The organism is Pseudomonas sp. B21-009, from assembly GCF_024749345.1.
In the GTDB taxonomy this organism is placed as follows: domain Bacteria; phylum Pseudomonadota; class Gammaproteobacteria; order Pseudomonadales; family Pseudomonadaceae; genus Aquipseudomonas.
In genome coordinates this window covers 1,355,916-1,374,745 of record NZ_CP087199.1, presented here as the reverse complement: position 1 = coordinate 1,374,745, position 18,830 = coordinate 1,355,916, and the positions used below count along the sequence as shown (strand labels likewise).

Below are 18,830 nucleotides of genomic sequence, written 5' to 3'. Positions count from 1 at the left end.
AGCGGCCCGATCATATCGGACATTACGCTTCCAAAGGGATTGGTACTTTGACCGGATACACCCTGCTTCCCCTGCGCAAGCCACGAGGTGGCTGATGCGCACCCAGACGCCTGAAACACAAGCCCCTGTGACCGCCGCATTGCCCAATGCCGAGCAACGCCTGCGCTGGCTCGAACGCCTGAGCAAGTACCGCCAGCCCATCGGCCTGGGCGTAACCTTGCTGCTGTTCGCTGTCGCCCTGATCGCCTGCCGTCACCTGCTCAGCGAACTGGACATCTATGCCCTGCATGATTCGCTGCTCAGCGTGCCGCCGCCAGCATTGGCCGGCGCACTGCTGGCGACGGTGGCCGGCTTCGTCATCCTGCTGGGGTACGAGTGGTCGGCCAGCCGCTATGCCGGCGTCCAGCTACCGGCTCGCACCCTGGTAATGGGCGGCTTCAGCGCCTTTGCCATCGGCAATGCCATTGGCCTGTCACTGCTGTCCGGTGGCTCGGTACGCTATCGCCTGTATGCGCGCCATGGCATCGGCGCCGCCGAAGTGGCGCGCATGACCCTGTTTGCCAGCCTTTCCCTCGGCTGCGCGTTGCCGCCGCTCGCCGCCCTGGCGACCTTGAGCAACTTGCCGGCTGCAGCTTCAGCCTTGCACCTGGCGCCTGCGTTGCTGGCAGCGATCGCCCTGGCGGTACTGGGCTTGAGCGGCGCACTGGTCTATGGCCTTTATCGTCGTCGCCTGCCCGAACAACCCCAGGCTGACAACCTGCTGGTACAAGTAGGCCGGCGTACTCTGCGCTTGCCGGGCGCACGCCTGACCCTGCTGCAACTGCTCATTACTGCCCTGGACGTAGCCGCTGCCGCCACCGTGCTGTACCTGCTGCTGCCCGAGGCGCCGCCGTTTGGCGCCTTCTTGCTGGTCTACCTGCTGGCGCTGGCGGCCGGGGTGCTCAGCCATGTGCCCGGTGGCGTCGGGGTGTTCGAGGCGATCCTGCTGGCGGCCTTTGCCGACAAGCTCGGCGCCGCGCCACTGGCCGCCGCGTTGCTGCTTTATCGCCTGATCTATGTGGTGCTGCCACTGCTGCTGGCCTGCGTCCTGCTGCTGGCCAGCGAAGCCAAGCGCCTGCTGTTTGCCCAGCAAGCGATCAGGGCCGCTTCCGGGCTCGCAGCCCCGGTGCTGGCGGTGCTGGTGTTTCTCTCCGGCGTGGTGCTGCTGTTTTCCGGCGCCACCCCGGAAATCGACGAGCGTCTGGAGCATCTGGGCTTCCTCGTACCGCACCGGTTGATCGACGCGTCGCACTTCGGCGCCAGCCTGATTGGCGTCCTCTGCCTGCTGCTGGCCCAGGGCCTGCGCCGGCGCCTGTCGGCTGCCTGGATCCTGACCACCGTCCTGCTGCTGGTCGGCGCCCTGCTCTCGCTGCTCAAAGGTTTCGACTGGGAAGAAGCCAGCATCCTGACCTTCACCGCCTGCCTGCTGGCGGTGTTCCGCCGTTCCTTCTATCGCCCCAGCCGCTTGCTCGAACTGCCGTTCTCGCCGGTTTACCTGGCGGCCAGCGCCTGTGTACTGGGCGCTTCGGTGTGGCTGCTGCTGTTTGCCTATCAGGATGTGCCCTACAGCCATCAGCTGTGGTGGCAATTCACCCTCGACGCCGATGCCCCACGCGGCTTGCGCTCGGCCCTGGGCAGCGCGGTACTGCTGGTGATCGTCGCCCTGACCTGGCTGCTGCGCACCGCGCGCCCGGTTATTCACCTGCCCAGCGCCGACGAGCTGCAACGCGCCAACGCCATCCTGCAAGCCTCCGACCAACCCGACGGCGGCCTGGCCCTGACTGGCGACAAAGCCTTGCTGTTCCACCCCAACGACGATGCCTTCCTTATGTATGCACGTCGCGGCCGCAGCCTGGTGGCGCTGTACGACCCGATCGGCCCGGCCCACGAGCGCGCCGAAATGATCTGGCAGTTCCGCGACCTGTGCGATGTACACCATGCCCGCCCGGTGTTCTACCAGGTTCGGGCCGAGAACCTGCCCTTCTATATGGACATCGGCCTGACCGCGATCAAACTGGGCGAAGAAGCCCGGGTCGACCTCAAGCGCTTTGACCTAGAAGCCAAGGGCAAGGAGATGAAAGACCTGCGCTACACCTGGAACCGCGGCGGCCGCGACGGCCTGAGCCTGGAAGTGCACGAGCCGGGGCAGGCTCCGCTGGAAGAACTCAAGACCATCTCCGACGCCTGGCTCACTGGCAAGAACGTGCGCGAGAAAGGCTTCTCCCTCGGCCGTTTCAGCCCGGAGTACCTGCAGCACTTCCGGATTGCCCTGATCCGTTTCGAAGGGCGCCCGGTGGCCTTTGCCAACCTCCTGGAAACCCGCAGCCTGGAGCTGGCCAGCCTCGACCTGATGCGCGCCCACCCGCAGGCGCCCAAGCTGACCATGGAATTCATGATGATCGGCCTGATCCAACACTATAAGCAGCACGGCTATGGGCGCTTCAGCCTGGGCATGGTGCCACTCTCCGGGCTGCAACCACGGCGCGGCGCACCGCTGACCCAGCGCCTGGGCTCGATGGTGTTCCAGCGCGGCGAGCAGCTCTACAACTTCCAGGGCCTGCGCCGCTTCAAGGACAAGTTCCAACCGGACTGGGAACCTCGCTACATGGCCGTGCCGGCCGGACTCGATCCGCTGGTGGCACTGGCCGACACCGCCGCCCTGATCGCGGGCGGCCTGACTGGATTGGTGAAACGCTGATGATTCGACGCTACTGGCTGTACCTGCTGCTTCCCCTGCTGCTGGCCTTGCTGGCTGCCGCCCTTGGCTTCTGGCTGTGGACCCGGCCGGCCCCCGAAGCCTCCCTTGAGCACCTGAGCCTGGCCGATGGCAGCAGCCTGGTCCGGGTCAACCCCGGCACCCGGGCCAAGGCCCGCGTGGCCATCGCCGTGCCCCAGGACCAGGCCCTGAGCGACAAGCAACTGCTCGACCTGAGCCAGAGCGGCGAGGCGCAGATGGTCCAGGTAATCCTGCCGCCAGCCGATTGCAGCAAGCAGCAACAGGCGCTGCAGCAAGCCATGCAGCAACTCAAGGGCGCGCCGACCCTGGTAGCCGGTATCGGCCCGGGCGCAGCCCAGGCCTGGAGCTGGCTGGCCAGCCAGAGCGATGACAAGGCCCTGGCCATCTCGGTGGACTTCAACCTCGAACAACCCGGCTGCGCCACCCCGCTGCCCAAGTCCGCCGCCCACGGCCACTGGAGCGTGGCCTGGAACGACAACCCGGATGACGCCAGCGCCGCCTTCGTGCGCGACCAGGCCAATGCCGAGACCAGCATCAGCGACTACGACATCCACCTGCCGCAGGTACTCAAGGCGCAACTGACCCAGGCACTGGTGGGTGAGGACGGCAACGCCATGAGCATCCCGGTAGTCGAAGTACCTGCCGGGCAAACCACCGACACCGTCACCCTGTTTCTCTCGGGCGATGGCGGTTGGCGCGACCTGGACCGCGACGTCGCCGGCGAGATGGCCAAGCTCGGCTATCCGGTGGTGGGCATCGACACCCTGCGCTACTACTGGCAGCACAAGACTCCGGAACAAAGCGCCATCGACCTCTCCGAGCTGATGCAGCACTACCGGCAGAAATGGGGCACCAAGCGTTTCGTGCTGACCGGCTACTCGTTCGGCGCCGACGTCTTGCCGGCGATCTACAACCGCTTGCCGGCCGAAGACCAGAAGCGCATCGATGCCGTGATCCTGCTGGCCTTTGCCCGCAGCGGCAGCTTCGAGATCGAAGTCGAGGGCTGGCTGGGCAATGCTGGCAAAGAGGCACCGACCGGGCCGGAAATGGCCAGGCTGCCAGCGTCCAAAGTGGTCTGCGTGTATGGCGAGGAAGAGGCCGACGAGAGCGGCTGTACCGACCATACTGCAGTCGGCGAGCGCCTGAAGCTGCCTGGCGGGCATCACTTCGACGAGAACTACCCGGCGCTGGCCAAGCGCCTGATCGGCGATATCGAGAACCGCCAGGGCAAGACCCGCGTCGCCGAGCAGGATTGAAGCGCGCCCCCGGCGCGCAGCTGCAAGCTACAAGCCTCAAGCTGCAAGCTAGAGCCAAGCGCGCACGGCTCTAGCTTGCAGCTTGAGGCTTGTAGCTTGTAGCTTGTAGCTCCCTATATCTCTACCTGAGTGCCAAGTTCGATCACCCGGTTCAACGGCAAGTTGAAAAACCTCAGGTTGCCGTTGGCATTCTTCAGCAAGAAGGCAAACAGCAGCCCCCGCCAGCGCGACATGCCCACCAGCCGCGACGGGATCACCGTTTCGCGGCTGAGGAAATAGGTCGTGCGCATCGGGCTGAAATCCAGCCCTTCCAGGTGACAGAGCTTCAATGCCGCCGGCACATCCGGCTCATCCATGAAGCCAAAGTGCAACAGCACCCGGTAGAAACCCTCGCCATACGCCTCGACCTCGAAGCGCTGCTGCGCCGGCACCCGCGGGGTGTCCTCGCTGACCACGGTCAACAGCACCACCTGCGAGTGCAGCACCTGGTTGTGCAGCATGTTATGCAACAACGCGTGAGGCACGGCATCCGCCCGTGCGGTGAGAAACACCGCCGTGCCTTCGACCCGATGCGGCGGCTGCACGCGAATGCTGCTGATGAACAACGGCAACGGCAGGCTGCCTTCGTCCAGGCGCTCGACCAGAATCTGCTTGCCGCGCTTCCAGGTGGTCATCAAGACAAACAGGACAATCCCCGCCAGCACCGGAAAAGCCCCGCCCTGAACGATTTTCGGCACGTTGGCGGCAAAGAACAGGCCATCGACAAAGAGAAAGCCCAGCAAAATCGGCACCGCCAGCAGCGGCGGCCATTTCCACAGCAACAACATCACCGTCGACACCAGCAGCGTGGTCATCAACATGGTGCCAGTCACTGCCACGCCATAGGCCGAGGCCAGCGCCCCGGAAGACTCGAAGCCCAGCACCAGCAGGATCACCCCGACCATCAGCGACCAGTTCACCGCACCTATATAGATCTGCCCCTGTTCGTCACTGGAGGTGTGCTGGATTTGCATACGCGGCACATAGCCAAGCTGGATGGCCTGGCGGGTCAGGGAGAAGGCCCCGGAAATCACCGCCTGGGAGGCAATCACCGTGGCCAGGGTGGATAAACCGACCAACGGTATCAACGCCCAGTTCGGCGCCAGCAGATAGAACGGGTTGCGCGCTGCCTCCGGGTTTTGCAGCAACAGCGCGCCCTGGCCGAAATAGTTGAGCACCAGCGCCGGCAGCACCAGGGCAAACCAGGCGAGGGCAATGGGTTTGCGGCCAAAGTGGCCCATGTCGGCATACAGTGCTTCAGCGCCGGTCAGGGCCAGCACCACGGCGCCAAGAATCGCCACGCCCATGCCCGGGTGAACAATAAAGAAGCGCACGGCCCACACCGGGTTGAAAGCCTTGAGCACCTCCGGGCTCTGGGCGATGCCATGCACGCCCAGAGCGCCGAGCACCACGAACCAGGTGACCATCACCGGACCAAAGAGGATGCCAATGCGCGCCGTGCCATGCTTCTGGATCAGGAACAGCGCCACCAGCACGATCAACGCCACCGGTATCACCCAGTGGTCGATGCCATCGAAGGCCAGCTCCAGGCCCTCTACCGCCGACAATACCGAAATCGCCGGGGTGATCATGCTGTCGCCGTAGAACAGCGCCGCGCCGATCAGGCCGCAGCCGACCATCAGCGCCTTGAGCTTGGGGTACGGCGCCGAGGCGCGCCGGGCCAGGGCGGTCAGGGCCATGATGCCGCCCTCGCCCTGGTTGTCGGCGCGCAGGATGAACACCACGTACTTGATCGTCACCACCCAGATCAGCGACCAGAAGATCAGGCCGAGGATGCCCAGCACCCCATCATGATTGACCGGTACGCCGTAACCGCCCGAAAACACCTCCTTGAGGGTATACAAGGGGCTGGTGCCAATATCGCCGTAAACCACTCCGACGGCTGCCACCAGCAGGCTCAACGGCTTTGCCACCGAATGCCCGGAATCGGCCTGACTACTTGCCTGAACCATCCATCACTCCCGCCACCAGGCCCCTTGCACCAGACACAGGCACACTGCCGCGAAGCATAGCTGAGCGTTCGTCGTATTTCTGCTGGTCAAGTGACTTTGCGCTCGCTAGAATTGCGCACTTTTTGATCAGAGGCGCCCAAAGCGCCCATCAGGTTTGCCCGCCGGCCCGGCCAGGCAAGCCCTTCAATACCGAGGTTAGCCATGTCCACCACTCCTACGCCCACCACGCCCAAGGTCGGCTTCGTTTCCCTGGGTTGCCCCAAGGCCCTGGTCGATTCCGAGCGCATCCTGACCCAGCTGCGCATGGAAGGTTATGAAGTCGTGCCCACCTACGAGGACGCCGACGTAGTGGTGGTCAACACCTGCGGCTTCATCGACAGCGCCAAGGCCGAGTCCCTGGAAGTGATTGGCGAAGCCATCAAGGAAAACGGCAAGGTCATTGTCACCGGCTGCATGGGTGTCGAGGAAGGCAGCATCCGTGACGTGCACCCCAGCGTGCTCTCGGTAACCGGCCCGCAGCAGTACGAGCAGGTGGTCAATGCCGTGCACGAAGTCGTGCCGCCGCGCCAGGACCACAACCCGCTGATCGACCTGGTGCCGCCACAGGGCGTCAAGCTGACCCCGCGCCACTACGCCTACCTGAAGATTTCCGAGGGCTGCAACCACAGCTGCAGCTTCTGCATCATCCCGTCGATGCGTGGCAAGCTGGTCAGCCGTCCGGTCGGCGAAGTGCTGAGCGAGGCCGAGCGCCTGGTCAAGGCCGGGGTCAAGGAAATCCTGGTGATCTCCCAGGACACCAGCGCCTACGGCGTCGACGTCAAGTACAAGACCGACTTCTGGAACGGCCGCCCGGTCAAGACGCGCATGCTCGAGCTGTGCGAAGCGCTGAGCAGCCTCGGCGCCTGGGTGCGCCTGCACTATGTGTACCCGTACCCGAACGTCGACGACGTGATCCCGCTGATGGCGGCCGGCAAGATCCTGCCGTACCTGGACATCCCGTTCCAGCACGCCAGCCCGAAAGTGCTCAAGTCGATGAAACGCCCGGCGTTCGAAGACCGCACCCTGGCGCGCATCAAGAGCTGGCGCGAGCAGTGCCCGCAACTGGTGATCCGTTCGACCTTCATCGTCGGCTTCCCGGGTGAAACCGAAGAAGACTTCCAGTACCTGCTCGACTGGCTGACCGAAGCCCAGCTCGATCGCGTCGGCTGCTTCCAGTATTCGCCGGTCGAAGGCGCCCCGGCCAACGACCTGGGCCTGGACGAAGTGCCGGACGACATCAAGCAGGAGCGCTGGGATCGCTTCATGGCCCACCAGCAGGCGATCAGCACCGCCCGCCTGCAACTGCGCATCGGCAAGGAAATCGACGTGCTGATCGATGAAGTCGAAGACGAAGGCTCGGTCGGCCGCAGCTTCTTCGATGCTCCGGAAATCGACGGCAACGTGTTCATCGATGGCAACCACGGCTTCAAGCCGGGCGACACCGTTCGCTGCCGGGTGACCGACGCCGACGAGTACGATATGTGGGCCGAACCGATCTGATCCGGCGCCAATAAAAAAATGCCCTGCCAGCGATGGCGGGGCTTTTTTTTGCAACTATCGTTTCCTCAATCGCCACGAGGAGACCATCGTAATGCGCAGGCGCATGACCGTGCAGACACCCGGCCTGCGCGACTACCCGGAGCTGGCGCGGGTGTGGGAAGCGTCGGTGCGCGCCACCCACGACTTTCTCCCCGACAGCTACATCTGCCTGCTGCGTGAGCTGCTGCTGAACCAGTACCTGGACGCGGTAATGCTGATTTGCTGCAAGGACGCCAGCCAGCGCATCCGCGGCTTTGCCGGGGTCGCTGGCGGACGGGTGGAGATGCTCTTCATCGACCCCGAGGCGCGCGGCCAGGGCCTGGGCGCAAGGCTGCTGCGGGTGGCCATCGACGAGCTGCACGCCGAGCAACTGGACGTCAACGAACAGAATGCCCAGGCCCTGGGCTTCTACCTGCGCCAGGGCTTTGAAGTGGTCGGCCGCTCAGAAACGGACGGCATGGGCCAGCCCTACCCCCTACTTCACATGAGGCTAATTCGTACGCAGTCTGTCCGCACCGACTGAAGGCTTGTGTAATCCCCCTCTGAAATGCCGCGAAAGCGCAGATTAATGGCCGGATCGACGAATGTTACCGGCCCCAAGCCCGTCCAGGCAGTTACAATAGGCACCTTTCCCTGTGTCTACGGCTGTCGTCATGTCTGAACCCATTCGCCTTTCCAAACGCCTTATCGAACTGGTCGGTTGCTCCCGGCGCGAGGCCGAGCTGTACATCGAGGGCGGCTGGGTCACGGTGAACGGCACCGTGATCGACGAGCCGCAATTCAAGGTCACCGATCACAAGGTCGAACTGCGCCAGGGCGCCAAGGCCGAAGCCCTGGAGCCGGTCACCCTGCTGCTCAACCAGCCCGCCGGGCTCGACGTCGATGCCGCCTGCGCCAGCATCAGCGCCGACAGCCTCTCGCCGGAGCACAGCTACAGCCGTCGTCCGCTCAAGGGCCACTTCGCCCGCCTGAGCTGCTCCGCGCCGCTGCAAGAAGGCGCCAGCGGCCTGCAGGTGTTCACCCAGGACTGGCGCGTGACGCGCAAGCTCGATGCTGACCTGGCCAAGCTTGAACAGGAATACATCGTCGAAGTGACTGGCGAAATGATTGCCCACGGCCTTGAGCGGCTGAACCGCGGCTTCACCTGGAAAGGCAATGAGCTGCCGAAGATCAAGGCCAGCTGGCAGAACGAGACGCGCCTGCGCATGGTCCTGAAAAACCCGCCTGCCGGGCTCATCGACCTGCTCTGCCGCAGTGTCGGCGTCACCCCGGTGAGCATGCGCCGCATCCGCCTCGGTGGCGTCGCCATGAGCAAGCTGCCGCTGGGCCAGTGGCGCTACCTGGCCGCCAGCGAAAGATTCTAAGCAACACGGCGCCGCCACCCAGGCGGCGCCCCTGAACAGGATTGTCCCCATGATTCACAACGATGTACTGCGCAGCCTGCGCTACCTGCTGGACGTCAACGACGCCAAGCTCACCGATATCATCAAGCTGAGCGGCTTCGAAGTATCCACCGCCGATATCGCCACCTACCTCAAGAAGGAAGAAGAGGAAGGCTTCGTGCGCTGCCCCGATGAGGTCATTGCGCACTTTCTAGATGGCCTGGTGATCTTCAAGCGCGGCAAGGACGACAGCCGTGCGCCGCTGCCGGTCGAACTGCCGGTGACCAACAACATCGTCATGAAGAAGCTGCGCGTGGCCTTCGAGCTTAAAGAGGACGACCTGCACGCGATTCTCAAGGCCGCCGACTTCCCGGTGTCCAAGCCAGAGCTCAGCGCCCTGTTCCGCAAGGTCGGGCACAACAACTACCGCCCGTGCGGCGACCAGTTGCTGCGCAACTTCCTCAAGGGCCTGACCCTGCGGGTTCGTGGCTGAGCCGACGATGAACTACAGCGTTGCTCCCATCGGCCACGTGCGCTCCTGCTTCAAGGAAAAGTTCGCCATTCCGCGTCAGCCGCAACTGGCGCCGGCCGCCCGTGGCGTGCTGGAGCTGCTGTCACCCTACGACAACGGTGAGGCCGTTGCCGGCCTTGAGCAGGTCAGCCATGTCTGGCTGCTGTTCCTGTTCCACCAGGCGCTGGAAGACAAACCGCGGTTGAAGGTGCGCCCGCCTCGGCTGGGGGGCAACAAGTCCATGGGTGTGTTTGCCACCCGTGCCACCCACCGGCCCAATGGCATCGGTCAGTCGGTGGTCAGGCTGGAGAAGGTCGAGGCTGACCGCTTGTGGCTGTCGGGCATCGACCTGCTTGATGGCACCCCGGTATTGGATATCAAGCCTTACGTGCCCTACGCCGATGCCGTGGCCGACGCGACCAACCAGATGGCTGACGCGCCACCTGCGCCGATTGCCGTGAGCTGGAGCGATACTGCCCTGCCCCAGGCCCGCGAGCACGCCTTGCGCCTGGCCGAGCCGCTGGTGGAGCTGATCGAACAATGCCTGGCCCAGGACCCGCGCCCGGCCTACCAGGTACCCCCGCCCGAGCGCGTGTACGGGGTTAGGTTCTGGGATGTGCAGGTGCGCTGGCACTACCCGCACCCGGATCAGATCCGGGTGCTGGAAGTGGTGCTGGACCTGTAGTTAACGTCCTGCGCTTCATTGGGCCTGGCTGGCGAGCCAGTGGGAGCGGGCTTGACCCGCGATGAGGCCAGTACAGCCAGCACATCAGGTATTGCCTAGATTGCGACCGCTTCGCGCTCGATCGCGGGGCAAGGCCCGCTCCCACAAGTCCGCGGCATGCAGACCCGCTACTTCAGGCACAAAAAAAAAGCAGGCCGAAGCCTGCTTTTTTTGTATTCAATGTCTTACTTCTCGACGAATGCACGCTCGATCAGGTAATCACCCGGCTCACGCATACGCGCCGAGATCTTCAGGCCGAAGCTGTCGAGCACTTCGCTGGTCTCGTCGAGCATGCTCGGGCTACCGCAGATCATCGCGCGGTCGTCCTGCGGGTTGATCGGCGGCAGGCCGATGTCGCTGAACAGCTTGCCGCTGCGCATCAGGTCGGTCAGGCGGCCCTGGTTCTCGAATGGCTCGCGGGTCACGGTCGGGTAGTAGATCAGCTTGTCACGCAGCGCTTCACCGAAGAACTCGTTCTGCGGCAGGTGCTCGGTGATGAATTCGCGGTAGGCGACTTCGTTGACGTAGCGCACGCCGTGGACCAGGATGACTTTTTCGAAGCGCTCGTAGGTTTCCGGGTCCTGGATGACGCTCATGAACGGCGCCAGGCCAGTGCCGGTGCTGAGCAGGTACAGGTGCTTGCCCGGGTTCAGGTCGTCGAGTACCAGGGTGCCGGTAGGCTTCTTGCTGATGATGATTTCATCGCCTTCCTTCAGGTGCTGCAACTGGGAGGTCAGCGGGCCGTCCGGCACCTTGATGCTGAAGAACTCCAGATGCTCTTCCCAGTTCGGGCTGGCGATCGAGTAGGCGCGCATGAGCGGGCGGCCGTTTGGCTGTTGCAGGCCGATCATCACGAACTGACCGTTCTCGAAGCGCAGGCCCGGATCGCGGGTGCACTTGAAGCTGAACAGGGTGTCGTTCCAGTGGTGAACACTGAGGACACGTTCGTGGTTCATGTTGCTCATGTACGGGCTCCTGAAGAAAAACGCGGCGCTAAGCGAGAGCGCGATTGCGCAATAGTTTAGTGCCAGCGACAATATCTGTTAAATGAATTATCAAGATATGTCTTATCGGTTATATAGATATGCGATTTACCCTTCGTCAGCTCCAGGTGTTCGTTGCCGTGGCCCAGTACCAAAGCGTCTCGCGGGCCGCCGGAATACTGGCGTTATCGCAATCGGCCGCCAGTACATCGATCACCGAACTTGAGCGCCAGTCCAGCTGCCAGCTGTTCGACCGCGCCGGTAAACGCCTGAGCCTCAACGCTCTGGGCCATCAACTGCTGCCCCAGGCGGTGGCCCTGCTCGACCAGGCCAAGGAAATCGAGGACCTGCTCAACGGCAAGTCCGGTTTCGGCTCGCTGGCGGTGGGCGCGACCCTGACCATCGGCAATTACCTGGCCACCCTGCTGATCGGCAGCTTCATGCAGATCCACCCGGAGAGCCAGGTGAAGCTGCATGTACAGAACACTGCGCATATCGTGCAACAGGTTGCCCATTACGAAATTGATCTGGGTCTAATTGAAGGCGACTGCAACCACCCGGACCTGGAAGTGCAGCCGTGGGTCGAGGACGAGCTGGTGGTGTTCTGTGCGCCGCAGCACCCCTTGGCCAAACGCGGCCAGGCGAGCATGGAAGAACTCACCCATGAGGCCTGGATCCTGCGTGAACAGGGCTCGGGCACCCGCCTGACCTTCGATCAGGCCATGCGTCACCACCGCTCCAGCCTCAACATACGCCTGGAGCTGGAACACACCGAGGCGATCAAGCGCGCGGTCGAGTCGGGCCTGGGCATTGGCTGCATCTCGCGCCTGGCCCTGCGCGACGCATTTCGCCGCGGCAGCCTGGTGCCGGTGGAAACCCCCGAACTGGACCTGGCCCGGCAGTTCTTCTTCATCTGGCACAAGCAGAAGTACCAGACCTCCGCCATGCGCGAGTTTCTCGAACTGTGCCGCAGCTTTACCGAAGGCGTCAGCCGCAGCGACGAGATCGTTCTGCCGACCATCGCTTAAAGCAGGATCACCGCCCAGGTCAGGCCAACCATGCTCAAGGCCACGAACTGGGCGGCACTGCCCATGTCCTTGGCGTTCTTCGACAACGGGTGGCGATCGAGGGAAATGCGGTCGATCGCTGCCTCCACCGCCGAATTGAGCAATTCGACGATCAGCCCCAGCAAACACACGGCGATCAGGATCGCCCGCTCGGCACGGCTGACATCCAGCCAGAAGGCCACCGGAATCAACACAACGTTGAGCAGCACCAGCTGACGGAACGCTGCCTCACCGGTGAACGCAGCACGCAGGCCATCGAACGAATAGCCGGCGGCGTTGAAAATACGTTTAAGGCCGGTCTGGCCCTTGAAAGGCGACGACATAGAAGGTCACTTCATCCACTGAAAACGCTGCAGCCTAGTGTAGGTACAGTCAAAAAAGCGTGAAGGCCAATGGCCTTAAGTGGCCGAAACCGATTCCAGTTGTTGCAGCAACAAAGCGGCCTGGGTCCGGGTCCGCACGCCCAGCTTACGGAAAATCGCCGTCACATGGGCCTTGATGGTCGCTTCCGACACGCTCAGTTCGTAGGCAATCTGCTTGTTCAGCAGCCCTTCGCAGACCATGGTCAAAACCCGGAACTGTTGCGGCGTCAGGCTGGCAAGCCCTTCACTGGCGGCCTTGGCCTCAGCGGACACATCGACTTTTTCGAACGCCTGCGGCGGCCACCAGACCTCGCCATCGAGAACCTTCTGCACTGCGTCCTGAATCACTTCCAGCGGGCTTGATTTGGGAATGAAGCCACTGGCGCCGAATTCGCGGGACTTGACCACGACCGCGGCTTCTTCCTGAGCCGAGACCATCACCACCGGAATCTGCGGGTACTGCCCGCGCAGCAACACCAGCCCGGAGAAGCCGTAGGCGCCCGGCATGTTCAGGTCCAGCAGCACCAGGTCCCAGTCGGCTTTTTCGGTCAGGCGGGTTTCCAGTTCGGCGATGCTTGCCACCTCGACTAGGCGTACATCCGGGCCCAGCCCCAGGGTAACGGCCTGGCGCAGTGCGCTGCGAAATAGCGGGTGGTCATCGGCAATCAGGATTTCGTATGTGGCCATCGATCTAATGATCCTGTTCTGTGCAGGCGCAGGAAAGGAAGAATAGGCGCCTGGCGGGCAACTCGAGGCGACGGCAACGCCGTCTGCCCAAACGGCACATCGAGGCCAGGAAAAACAGCGTTTCAAGCCATCGTCGTGCTCGAATCGGCGCCAAGGATGCCGAGCCAGGACCGGGTGGTCAAGCTCAATACCCGCCCTGCTCGCCCACCCTGGCCACCAATCTGCCCATTATGCCGCAAAGTGCCGCGCCTGCCCCTTGTACTATAGGAAGGTATGCAAACGCTGGTGCACGGTGTCCTGCTCATCCAGTGGCAGTTGATGCTTGGCACTCAGGTAATGGGTGGTGAACACGTCCAGGTAGGCATCCAGTGCCTCGGCTGCACGTTGATCACCGGCCAGCTCCAGGCACATGGCGGCCACTTCGGCGGTGCAGAAGTGATCGTCGCGCTTGGAGCGACGCAGGCGGTAGCGCGAAATCTGCTCGGGCTGCAGGCTCAGGACCGGGAAGCGGTTCAAGTACGGGCTTTTGCGAAACATCTTGCGCGCTTCGGTCCAGGTGGCGTCCAGCAGGATGAACAGCGGGCGCTTGCCCGGTACCCGCTGCACCTCGTTGACCACCCGCCCTGGCTCGACGAACTCGCCAGGGAAAACAATGTACGGCTGCCAGTGCGGCTGCTCGAGCAAGGCCAGCAAAGTCTCGTCGACCACCGTACGCTGCCAGCCAAAGGCCGAGGTGTCGGCGATCAGGTCGGCGATCAGCCAGCCGGTGTTGGTCGGCTTGAGTGGCTCGGTGTCATGCATCAGCAGGCAGATGCCCGAATCAGCCGGTACTTGCGGGCGCCAGGCGCACAGGCAATAACTGGGGATCACCCGGCACTGCGGGCAGCGCGGCGCCCGCGAACCACGGGCAACGAAGGGTTTGACACTGCGCGCCAGGCGCTCGGCGCGCAGACGCGATACGGCATGGCTCATGACTGGGCACAACGTGGGCAATAAAGGGATGGCACTGCACGGACTCGGCAAGACGGAAATCCCGGGCAGTTTATCAGAGCCTGCCTACGGGTAGACTGGATTTGCCGTGCAGCTAAAGCAGCGACTCCTTATAATCTTCCACCTGTCGCTACCCGCTGGCCTTGCCGTTGCGCCGTGACGGAACACCGTGCGCCGTTGTTGGTCCAATTGCCAGTTACCGAACCAGGAGAGATTCATGCTGCGTTTCATCGTCCCGTCCCTGAGCCTGTTGCTCGCCCTGCCCCTGGCGGCCAATGCCGCGTCCAAGCAGGAGTACGAGCTGAGCCGGATGCTGCAAAAAGTTGCCACGCAAAGCAGCGTCGGCACGCCGCGGGCGATCAACGAAGACATCCTCGACCAGGGCTACACCGTCGAAGGCAAGCAACTGATCAACCACCTGAGCGTGCTGCCAAGCCATGCGCAAAAGATGCAGGCCGACCCCAACCGAGTACGCAGCCAACTGGGTGACAGCGTGTGCAAGAACACCGGTTATCGCCTGCTGATGGAAAAAGGCGCGGTGCTGACCTATCGCTTCACCGAGTACAAGACCAACCGCCCGGTCAGCGAACAGGCCTTCAATGCCGCCAGCTGCGGCCTGAAGCTCAAGAAGTAACGGCCTTAGGCAACCCGCTCCCTGTCGCGCCGCTGTTTTTCATCGGCGCGCAGTTCGGCCACCAGGGCCTGGATGTACCGCGAGTGCCGCTCCCCTCCCCCCAGCCGTCGCAGGCACTCCTGTTCAAGGCTCAGGTTGTTGGCCTGCGCCGCGCTCTGAAGCATCTGGAATAGCTGCTCGTCGAGCTCAAGGTTAAGCCGTTGCATGCTGCAGCCTCCCTGCATCGCGCTGACTCGCTCTGAGCTTCAGTTAACCAGACCCTCACAATGATTGGATCCCAGCTGACGAGCGGTTCCACTGCGGCGCGATACTGCGCGGATCATTCGGCATAAACACGCGCCAGGGTCTAGATTGATAGCAACCACCCTGTAATTTTTGGGCAAGCAAAGGGGGTTGCCCATGGATGCCTTGCGCTGCACCCGAAGCCATGAAGAACAATAAGTTGTATGGACCCATTACCACTGCACTGAGACCTTGCAGGTCTACTGCAATGCTCGGGGGTCACACTCGAGCCACGGCAGCCAGCGACACATGCAGTGTCGCGGCCGGGCAGCCCATTGCCGCCCGGTCAGAGGTTTTGCTGCAGAAGGAGACGCTTGAATGCCTTACCAACCGAATGAACTGCTATCGAGTCACTTCAGCAACAATGGAATCGACCTGAGCAAGATCGAAGAACAACTGAACCTGGTTGCGCCCAACAGCCCCAACCTGCCGCTGTACCGCGACATGATGCTGACCGTCCTGCGCATGGCCCATGACGACCGCAACCGCTGGAACGCCAAGATTACCCTGCAGGCCCTGCGCGAACTCGATCACGCCTTTCGTACCCTCGAACAGTACAAAGGCCGGCGCAAGGTTACGGTGTTCGGCTCGGCCCGCACGCCGATCGAACACCCGATGTATGCCCTGGCCCGGGAACTGGGGGCGACTCTGGCCCGTTCCGACCTGATGGTCATCACCGGCGCCGGTGGCGGGATCATGGCTGCCGCCCATGAAGGCGCCGGGGTGGAGCACAGCCTGGGCTTCAACATCACTCTGCCGTTCGAGCAACACGCCAACCCCACGGTGGACGGCACCGACAAGTTGCTGCCGTTCCACTTCTTCTTCATTCGCAAGCTGTTCTTCGTCAAGGAAGCCGATGCCCTGGTGCTGTGCCCGGGCGGCTTCGGCACCCTGGATGAAGCACTGGAAGTACTGACCCTGATCCAGACCGGCAAAAGCCCGCTGGTGCCAGTGGTGCTACTGGACTCGCCCGGCGGCAGCTTCTGGCAGGAGGCGCTGAACTTTATTACTCGCCAACTGGAAGAGAACCGCTACATCCTGCCCAGCGACATGAAACTGCTGCGCCTGGTGTACAGCGCCGACGAGGCAGTGGAAGAAATCAACCAGTTCTATAGCAACTACCACTCCAGCCGCTGGCTGAAGAACCAGTTTGTGATTCGCATGCAGCATCCGCTTAGTGAAGCCGCACTGTTTGACTTGCAGGAGGGATTTGCGGACTTGCGCCTGAGCGGCAATTTCCATCAGCACGCCTATGGCGGCGAGCAGCATGACGAGGCGCGCTTCAGTCATTTGACCCGCCTGGCCTTCGCCTTCAACGGGCGCGATCAGGGGCGCCTGCGCGAATTGGTCGACTTCATCAACCTGTCGGAGAACTGGGCCAAGCCAGAGCCCATGCACACTACCCAGCGGGCAAGGGAAGCGTTGAAAGTCACCTGAGCCGTCAGTCGTCCAGCCCTCGGCCGCTCAACAGGCGGCCGACCGACTCCATGGAAAAACCACGGTAAACCAGAAAACGGGTTTGCTGGGCGCGGCTGCGCGGATCGACAGGCAACTGACCGGCAAACTTGCGCTGCCAGACATCCTGCAACAGCGCCGACCAGTCCACACCGCATTCACGCAGGGCCTGGTCAATGTCACCGCGGTGCAGCCCCCGCTGGCCCAGCTCCTCACGAATACGCGCAGGGCCGTAGCCCGAGCGTGAACGGTAGCTAATGAAACTTTCCAGGTAACGGGCTTCACTGAGCAGGCCCTCTTCCGTCAGACGGTCGAGTTCCTGGTCAATCAATTCGGCAGGGGCGCCGCGCTGACGCAACTTGCGCGTCAGCTCGACTCGACCGTGCTCGCGACGTGCGAGCAGGTCCATGGCTGTCCGCCTTACGGCGACGGGGGTATCGAGTACGGCGGACATGGGTACGATCAGTAGCCGGCTTCAGCTTCGGTTTCGTCTTCAGGCTCGGCGGCTACCGCAGCAGCCTTGCCAGCCGCTTCAACGGCGCCGGCATTGAGCAACTTGTCGCGGATCTGCTTCTCGAGCGTCGCGGCGATTTCCGGGTTCTCCTGGAGGAACTTGGCCGAGTTGGCCTTGCCCTGACCGATCTTGCTGCCCTGGTAGCTGTACCAGGCACCGGATTTTTCCAGGAAGCCGTGCAGCACGCCGAGGTCGATGATCTCGCCGTTGCGGTAGATGCCCTTGCCGTAGAGGATCTGGAATTCAGCCTGACGGAATGGCGGCGCCACCTTGTTCTTGACGATTTTGACCCGGGTTTCGCTACCAACGACTTCGTCGCCTTCCTTCACCGCGCCGGTACGGCGGATATCGAGACGGACCGAAGCGTAGAACTTCAGCGCGTTACCACCGGTGGTGGTTTCCGGGCTGCCGAACATCACGCCGATCTTCATGCGGATCTGGTTGATGAAGATCACCAGGCAGTTGGCGTTCTTGATGTTACCGGTGATTTTACGCAGCGCCTGGGACATCAGGCGAGCCTGCAGGCCCACGTGCATGTCACCCATTTCGCCTTCGATCTCGGCCTTGGGTACCAGCGCCGCCACGGAGTCGACGATGATCACGTCAACGGCGTTGGAGCGCACCAGCATGTCGGTGATTTCCAGGGCCTGTTCACCGGTATCCGGCTGCGAGACCAGCAGGTCGTCGACATTGACGCCCAGCTTGCCGGCGTATTCCGGGTCCAGGGCGTGCTCGGCGTCGACGAAGGCACAGGTAGCGCCGGCTTTCTGCGCCTGGGCGATGACCGACAGGGTCAGGGTGGTTTTACCCGACGACTCAGGGCCGTAGATTTCGACGATACGACCTTTTGGCAGACCGCCAATGCCCAGGGCAATGTCCAGGCCCAGGGAGCCGGTGGAAATGGCCGGAATCGCCTGGCGCTCGTGGTCGCCCATGCGCATGACCGCGCCTTTACCGAATTGACGCTCGATTTGCCCCAGGGCCGCAGCCAAGGCGCGCTTCTTGTTGTCGTCCATTGAAGTCCTCACGTAATCGATAGGGCCTGACGGCCAGAACACCTGTATAAGTAGCCAGTATTATTCCACAGGGTTTTGTTCCCGCCTACCCCCGATGTGCGATTTACTCTGCACCAAGGTGTAACAAGCCCTCTAGCGCGGCGATTACCGTTTGTCGGCGCACCGCATCGCGGTCGCCATCGAAGTGCCGGCGCTCGCTGCTGACATGGCTGCCATCGGCCCAGGCCAGCCATACGGTACCCACCGGTTTTGCCGGCGAGCCACCGTCGGGCCCGGCCACGCCGCTAACCGCCACGGCAAAGCGCGCGCCGCTGGCCGCCTGGGCGCCACGGACCATGGCCTCGACCACTTCCTGGCTGACCGCCCCGACTTGCGCGAACAACCCCTCGGGCACCGCCAGCTGGCGGCTCTTCTGGCTGTTGGAGTAGGTCACGTACCCGGCCTCGAACCAGGCCGAGCTGCCGGGAATGCGCGTTATGGCCTCGGCGATGCCGCCGCCGGTGCAAGACTCGGCAGTGCTTACCTGGGCGTTGAAACGGCGCAGGTGCTCACCCAGGCGGGCAGACAGTACTGTGATCGGGTCCATGCCAAGCTCCTCTAA

19 protein-coding genes are annotated in these 18,830 nt (G+C 63.0%); 10 read left to right on the top strand and 9 right to left on the bottom strand.

Annotated features, from left to right (window positions below; all coding sequences use genetic code 11):
- The first annotated feature begins 94 nt into the window (after positions 1-94).
- Together mprF and LOY34_RS06250 are read left to right on the top strand one after the other, a co-directional pair.
- Positions 95-2,737 (top strand): bifunctional lysylphosphatidylglycerol flippase/synthetase MprF, encoded by a 2,643-nt coding sequence (gene mprF, locus LOY34_RS06255; RefSeq protein ID WP_195885856.1) that lies wholly within the window; start codon positions 95-97, stop codon positions 2,735-2,737.
- Positions 2,737-4,032, top strand: coding sequence for a virulence factor family protein (locus LOY34_RS06250; RefSeq protein WP_195885855.1), 1,296 nt, complete (start codon positions 2,737-2,739; stop codon positions 4,030-4,032). Before mprF ends, LOY34_RS06250 begins: the two co-directional genes overlap by 1 nt.
- Positions 4,033-4,145: 113 nt before the next feature.
- Here the strand turns inward: LOY34_RS06250 and LOY34_RS06245 are convergent, their stop codons facing one another.
- Positions 4,146-6,044, bottom strand: a complete 1,899-nt coding sequence (locus LOY34_RS06245; protein ID WP_258664389.1) for a potassium transporter Kup — start codon at positions 6,042-6,044, stop codon at positions 4,146-4,148.
- A 201-nt stretch (positions 6,045-6,245) separates the two neighbouring features.
- Here LOY34_RS06245 and rimO point away from each other — a divergent pair, with 201 nt between their 5' ends.
- The 5 genes from rimO to tsaA all read left to right on the top strand — a co-directional run bounded on the left by rimO (position 6,246) and on the right by tsaA (position 10,200).
- On the top strand, positions 6,246-7,583 hold the full coding sequence (rimO, locus tag LOY34_RS06240) for a 30S ribosomal protein S12 methylthiotransferase RimO (RefSeq protein WP_195885854.1): 1,338 nt from the start codon (positions 6,246-6,248) through the stop codon (positions 7,581-7,583).
- Positions 7,584-7,674: 91 nt separating this feature from the next.
- Positions 7,675-8,145, top strand: a complete 471-nt coding sequence (locus tag LOY34_RS06235) for a GNAT family N-acetyltransferase (protein WP_195885853.1) — start codon at positions 7,675-7,677, stop codon at positions 8,143-8,145.
- Positions 8,146-8,275: 130 nt separating this feature from the next.
- Positions 8,276-8,986: an rRNA pseudouridine synthase gene (locus LOY34_RS06230; protein WP_258664386.1), complete on the top strand. Its 711-nt coding sequence runs from the start codon at positions 8,276-8,278 to the stop codon at positions 8,984-8,986.
- Between the two features lie 49 nt (positions 8,987-9,035).
- Entirely contained in the window at positions 9,036-9,497 is a 462-nt protein-coding gene (locus tag LOY34_RS06225; RefSeq protein ID WP_045193558.1) for a DUF1456 family protein, read from the top strand.
- A gap of 7 nt (positions 9,498-9,504) precedes the next feature.
- Positions 9,505-10,200 (top strand): tRNA (N6-threonylcarbamoyladenosine(37)-N6)-methyltransferase TrmO, encoded by a 696-nt coding sequence (gene tsaA / locus LOY34_RS06220; protein WP_195885851.1) that lies wholly within the window; start codon positions 9,505-9,507, stop codon positions 10,198-10,200.
- 224 nt (positions 10,201-10,424) lie between these two features.
- Here tsaA and fpr read toward each other — a convergent pair whose 3' ends face one another.
- Positions 10,425-11,204 (bottom strand): ferredoxin-NADP reductase, encoded by a 780-nt coding sequence (gene fpr, locus LOY34_RS06215; protein WP_003222277.1) that lies wholly within the window; start codon positions 11,202-11,204, stop codon positions 10,425-10,427.
- 119 nt (positions 11,205-11,323) lie between these two features.
- Here fpr and LOY34_RS06210 point away from each other — a divergent pair, with 119 nt between their 5' ends.
- Positions 11,324-12,250 (top strand): LysR family transcriptional regulator, encoded by a 927-nt coding sequence (locus LOY34_RS06210; protein ID WP_195885850.1) that lies wholly within the window; start codon positions 11,324-11,326, stop codon positions 12,248-12,250.
- Here the strand turns inward: LOY34_RS06210 and LOY34_RS06205 are convergent.
- The 3 genes from LOY34_RS06205 to LOY34_RS06195 form a co-directional block, all read right to left on the bottom strand.
- Entirely contained in the window at positions 12,247-12,612 is a 366-nt protein-coding gene (locus LOY34_RS06205) for a diacylglycerol kinase (RefSeq protein ID WP_038996675.1), read from the bottom strand. The genes LOY34_RS06210 and LOY34_RS06205 overlap by 4 nt on opposite strands.
- Positions 12,613-12,687: 75 nt before the next feature.
- Entirely contained in the window at positions 12,688-13,338 is a 651-nt protein-coding gene (gene erdR, locus LOY34_RS06200) for a response regulator transcription factor ErdR (RefSeq protein WP_093386534.1), read from the bottom strand.
- A gap of 261 nt (positions 13,339-13,599) precedes the next feature.
- Complete coding sequence (locus LOY34_RS06195) at positions 13,600-14,310, bottom strand: tRNA-uridine aminocarboxypropyltransferase (protein ID WP_195885849.1); 711 nt, start codon at positions 14,308-14,310, stop codon at positions 13,600-13,602.
- 235 nt (positions 14,311-14,545) lie between these two features.
- On the opposite strand from LOY34_RS06195, the gene LOY34_RS06190 reads away from it, so the two are divergent.
- Positions 14,546-14,962: a quorum-sensing-regulated virulence factor family protein gene (locus LOY34_RS06190; protein ID WP_045193564.1), complete on the top strand. Its 417-nt coding sequence runs from the start codon at positions 14,546-14,548 to the stop codon at positions 14,960-14,962.
- Between the two features lie 5 nt (positions 14,963-14,967).
- Here LOY34_RS06190 and LOY34_RS06185 read toward each other — a convergent pair whose 3' ends face one another.
- Positions 14,968-15,168, bottom strand: a complete 201-nt coding sequence (locus tag LOY34_RS06185) for a hypothetical protein (RefSeq protein WP_045193565.1) — start codon at positions 15,166-15,168, stop codon at positions 14,968-14,970.
- 394 nt (positions 15,169-15,562) lie between these two features.
- Here LOY34_RS06185 and LOY34_RS06180 point away from each other — a divergent pair, with 394 nt between their 5' ends.
- A complete protein-coding gene (locus LOY34_RS06180) occupies positions 15,563-16,681 on the top strand; it encodes an LOG family protein (protein WP_045193566.1) in 1,119 nt (372 codons plus the stop codon).
- Positions 16,682-16,685: 4 nt separating this feature from the next.
- On the opposite strand, the gene recX is transcribed toward LOY34_RS06180, so the two are convergent.
- From recX to LOY34_RS06165, 3 genes are all read right to left on the bottom strand, one after another.
- Positions 16,686-17,153, bottom strand: coding sequence for a recombination regulator RecX (gene recX, locus LOY34_RS06175; RefSeq protein ID WP_045193567.1), 468 nt, complete (start codon positions 17,151-17,153; stop codon positions 16,686-16,688).
- Positions 17,154-17,161: 8 nt separating this feature from the next.
- Positions 17,162-18,229 (bottom strand): recombinase RecA, encoded by a 1,068-nt coding sequence (gene recA, locus LOY34_RS06170; protein WP_045193568.1) that lies wholly within the window; start codon positions 18,227-18,229, stop codon positions 17,162-17,164.
- Between the two features lie 103 nt (positions 18,230-18,332).
- On the bottom strand, positions 18,333-18,815 hold the full coding sequence (locus LOY34_RS06165) for a CinA family protein (RefSeq protein WP_195885848.1): 483 nt from the start codon (positions 18,813-18,815) through the stop codon (positions 18,333-18,335).
- Between the last annotated feature and the right edge of the window lie 15 nt (positions 18,816-18,830).

Coding starts and splice junctions, on each gene's coding strand:
- mprF (WP_195885856.1), top strand. CDS start 95: ATGCGCACCCAGACGCCTGAAACACAAGCCCCTGTGACCGCCGCATTG.
- LOY34_RS06250 (WP_195885855.1), top strand. CDS start 2,737: ATGATTCGACGCTACTGGCTGTACCTGCTGCTTCCCCTGCTGCTGGCC.
- LOY34_RS06245 (WP_258664389.1), bottom strand. CDS start 6,044: ATGGTTCAGGCAAGTAGTCAGGCCGATTCCGGGCATTCGGTGGCAAAG.
- rimO (WP_195885854.1), top strand. CDS start 6,246: ATGTCCACCACTCCTACGCCCACCACGCCCAAGGTCGGCTTCGTTTCC.
- LOY34_RS06235 (WP_195885853.1), top strand. CDS start 7,675: ATGCGCAGGCGCATGACCGTGCAGACACCCGGCCTGCGCGACTACCCG.
- LOY34_RS06230 (WP_258664386.1), top strand. CDS start 8,276: ATGTCTGAACCCATTCGCCTTTCCAAACGCCTTATCGAACTGGTCGGT.
- LOY34_RS06225 (WP_045193558.1), top strand. CDS start 9,036: ATGATTCACAACGATGTACTGCGCAGCCTGCGCTACCTGCTGGACGTC.
- tsaA (WP_195885851.1), top strand. CDS start 9,505: ATGAACTACAGCGTTGCTCCCATCGGCCACGTGCGCTCCTGCTTCAAG.
- fpr (WP_003222277.1), bottom strand. CDS start 11,204: ATGAGCAACATGAACCACGAACGTGTCCTCAGTGTTCACCACTGGAAC.
- LOY34_RS06210 (WP_195885850.1), top strand. CDS start 11,324: ATGCGATTTACCCTTCGTCAGCTCCAGGTGTTCGTTGCCGTGGCCCAG.
- LOY34_RS06205 (WP_038996675.1), bottom strand. CDS start 12,612: ATGTCGTCGCCTTTCAAGGGCCAGACCGGCCTTAAACGTATTTTCAAC.
- erdR (WP_093386534.1), bottom strand. CDS start 13,338: ATGGCCACATACGAAATCCTGATTGCCGATGACCACCCGCTATTTCGC.
- LOY34_RS06195 (WP_195885849.1), bottom strand. CDS start 14,310: ATGAGCCATGCCGTATCGCGTCTGCGCGCCGAGCGCCTGGCGCGCAGT.
- LOY34_RS06190 (WP_045193564.1), top strand. CDS start 14,546: ATGCTGCGTTTCATCGTCCCGTCCCTGAGCCTGTTGCTCGCCCTGCCC.
- LOY34_RS06185 (WP_045193565.1), bottom strand. CDS start 15,168: ATGCAACGGCTTAACCTTGAGCTCGACGAGCAGCTATTCCAGATGCTT.
- LOY34_RS06180 (WP_045193566.1), top strand. CDS start 15,563: ATGCCTTACCAACCGAATGAACTGCTATCGAGTCACTTCAGCAACAAT.
- recX (WP_045193567.1), bottom strand. CDS start 17,153: ATGTCCGCCGTACTCGATACCCCCGTCGCCGTAAGGCGGACAGCCATG.
- recA (WP_045193568.1), bottom strand. CDS start 18,229: ATGGACGACAACAAGAAGCGCGCCTTGGCTGCGGCCCTGGGGCAAATC.
- LOY34_RS06165 (WP_195885848.1), bottom strand. CDS start 18,815: ATGGACCCGATCACAGTACTGTCTGCCCGCCTGGGTGAGCACCTGCGC.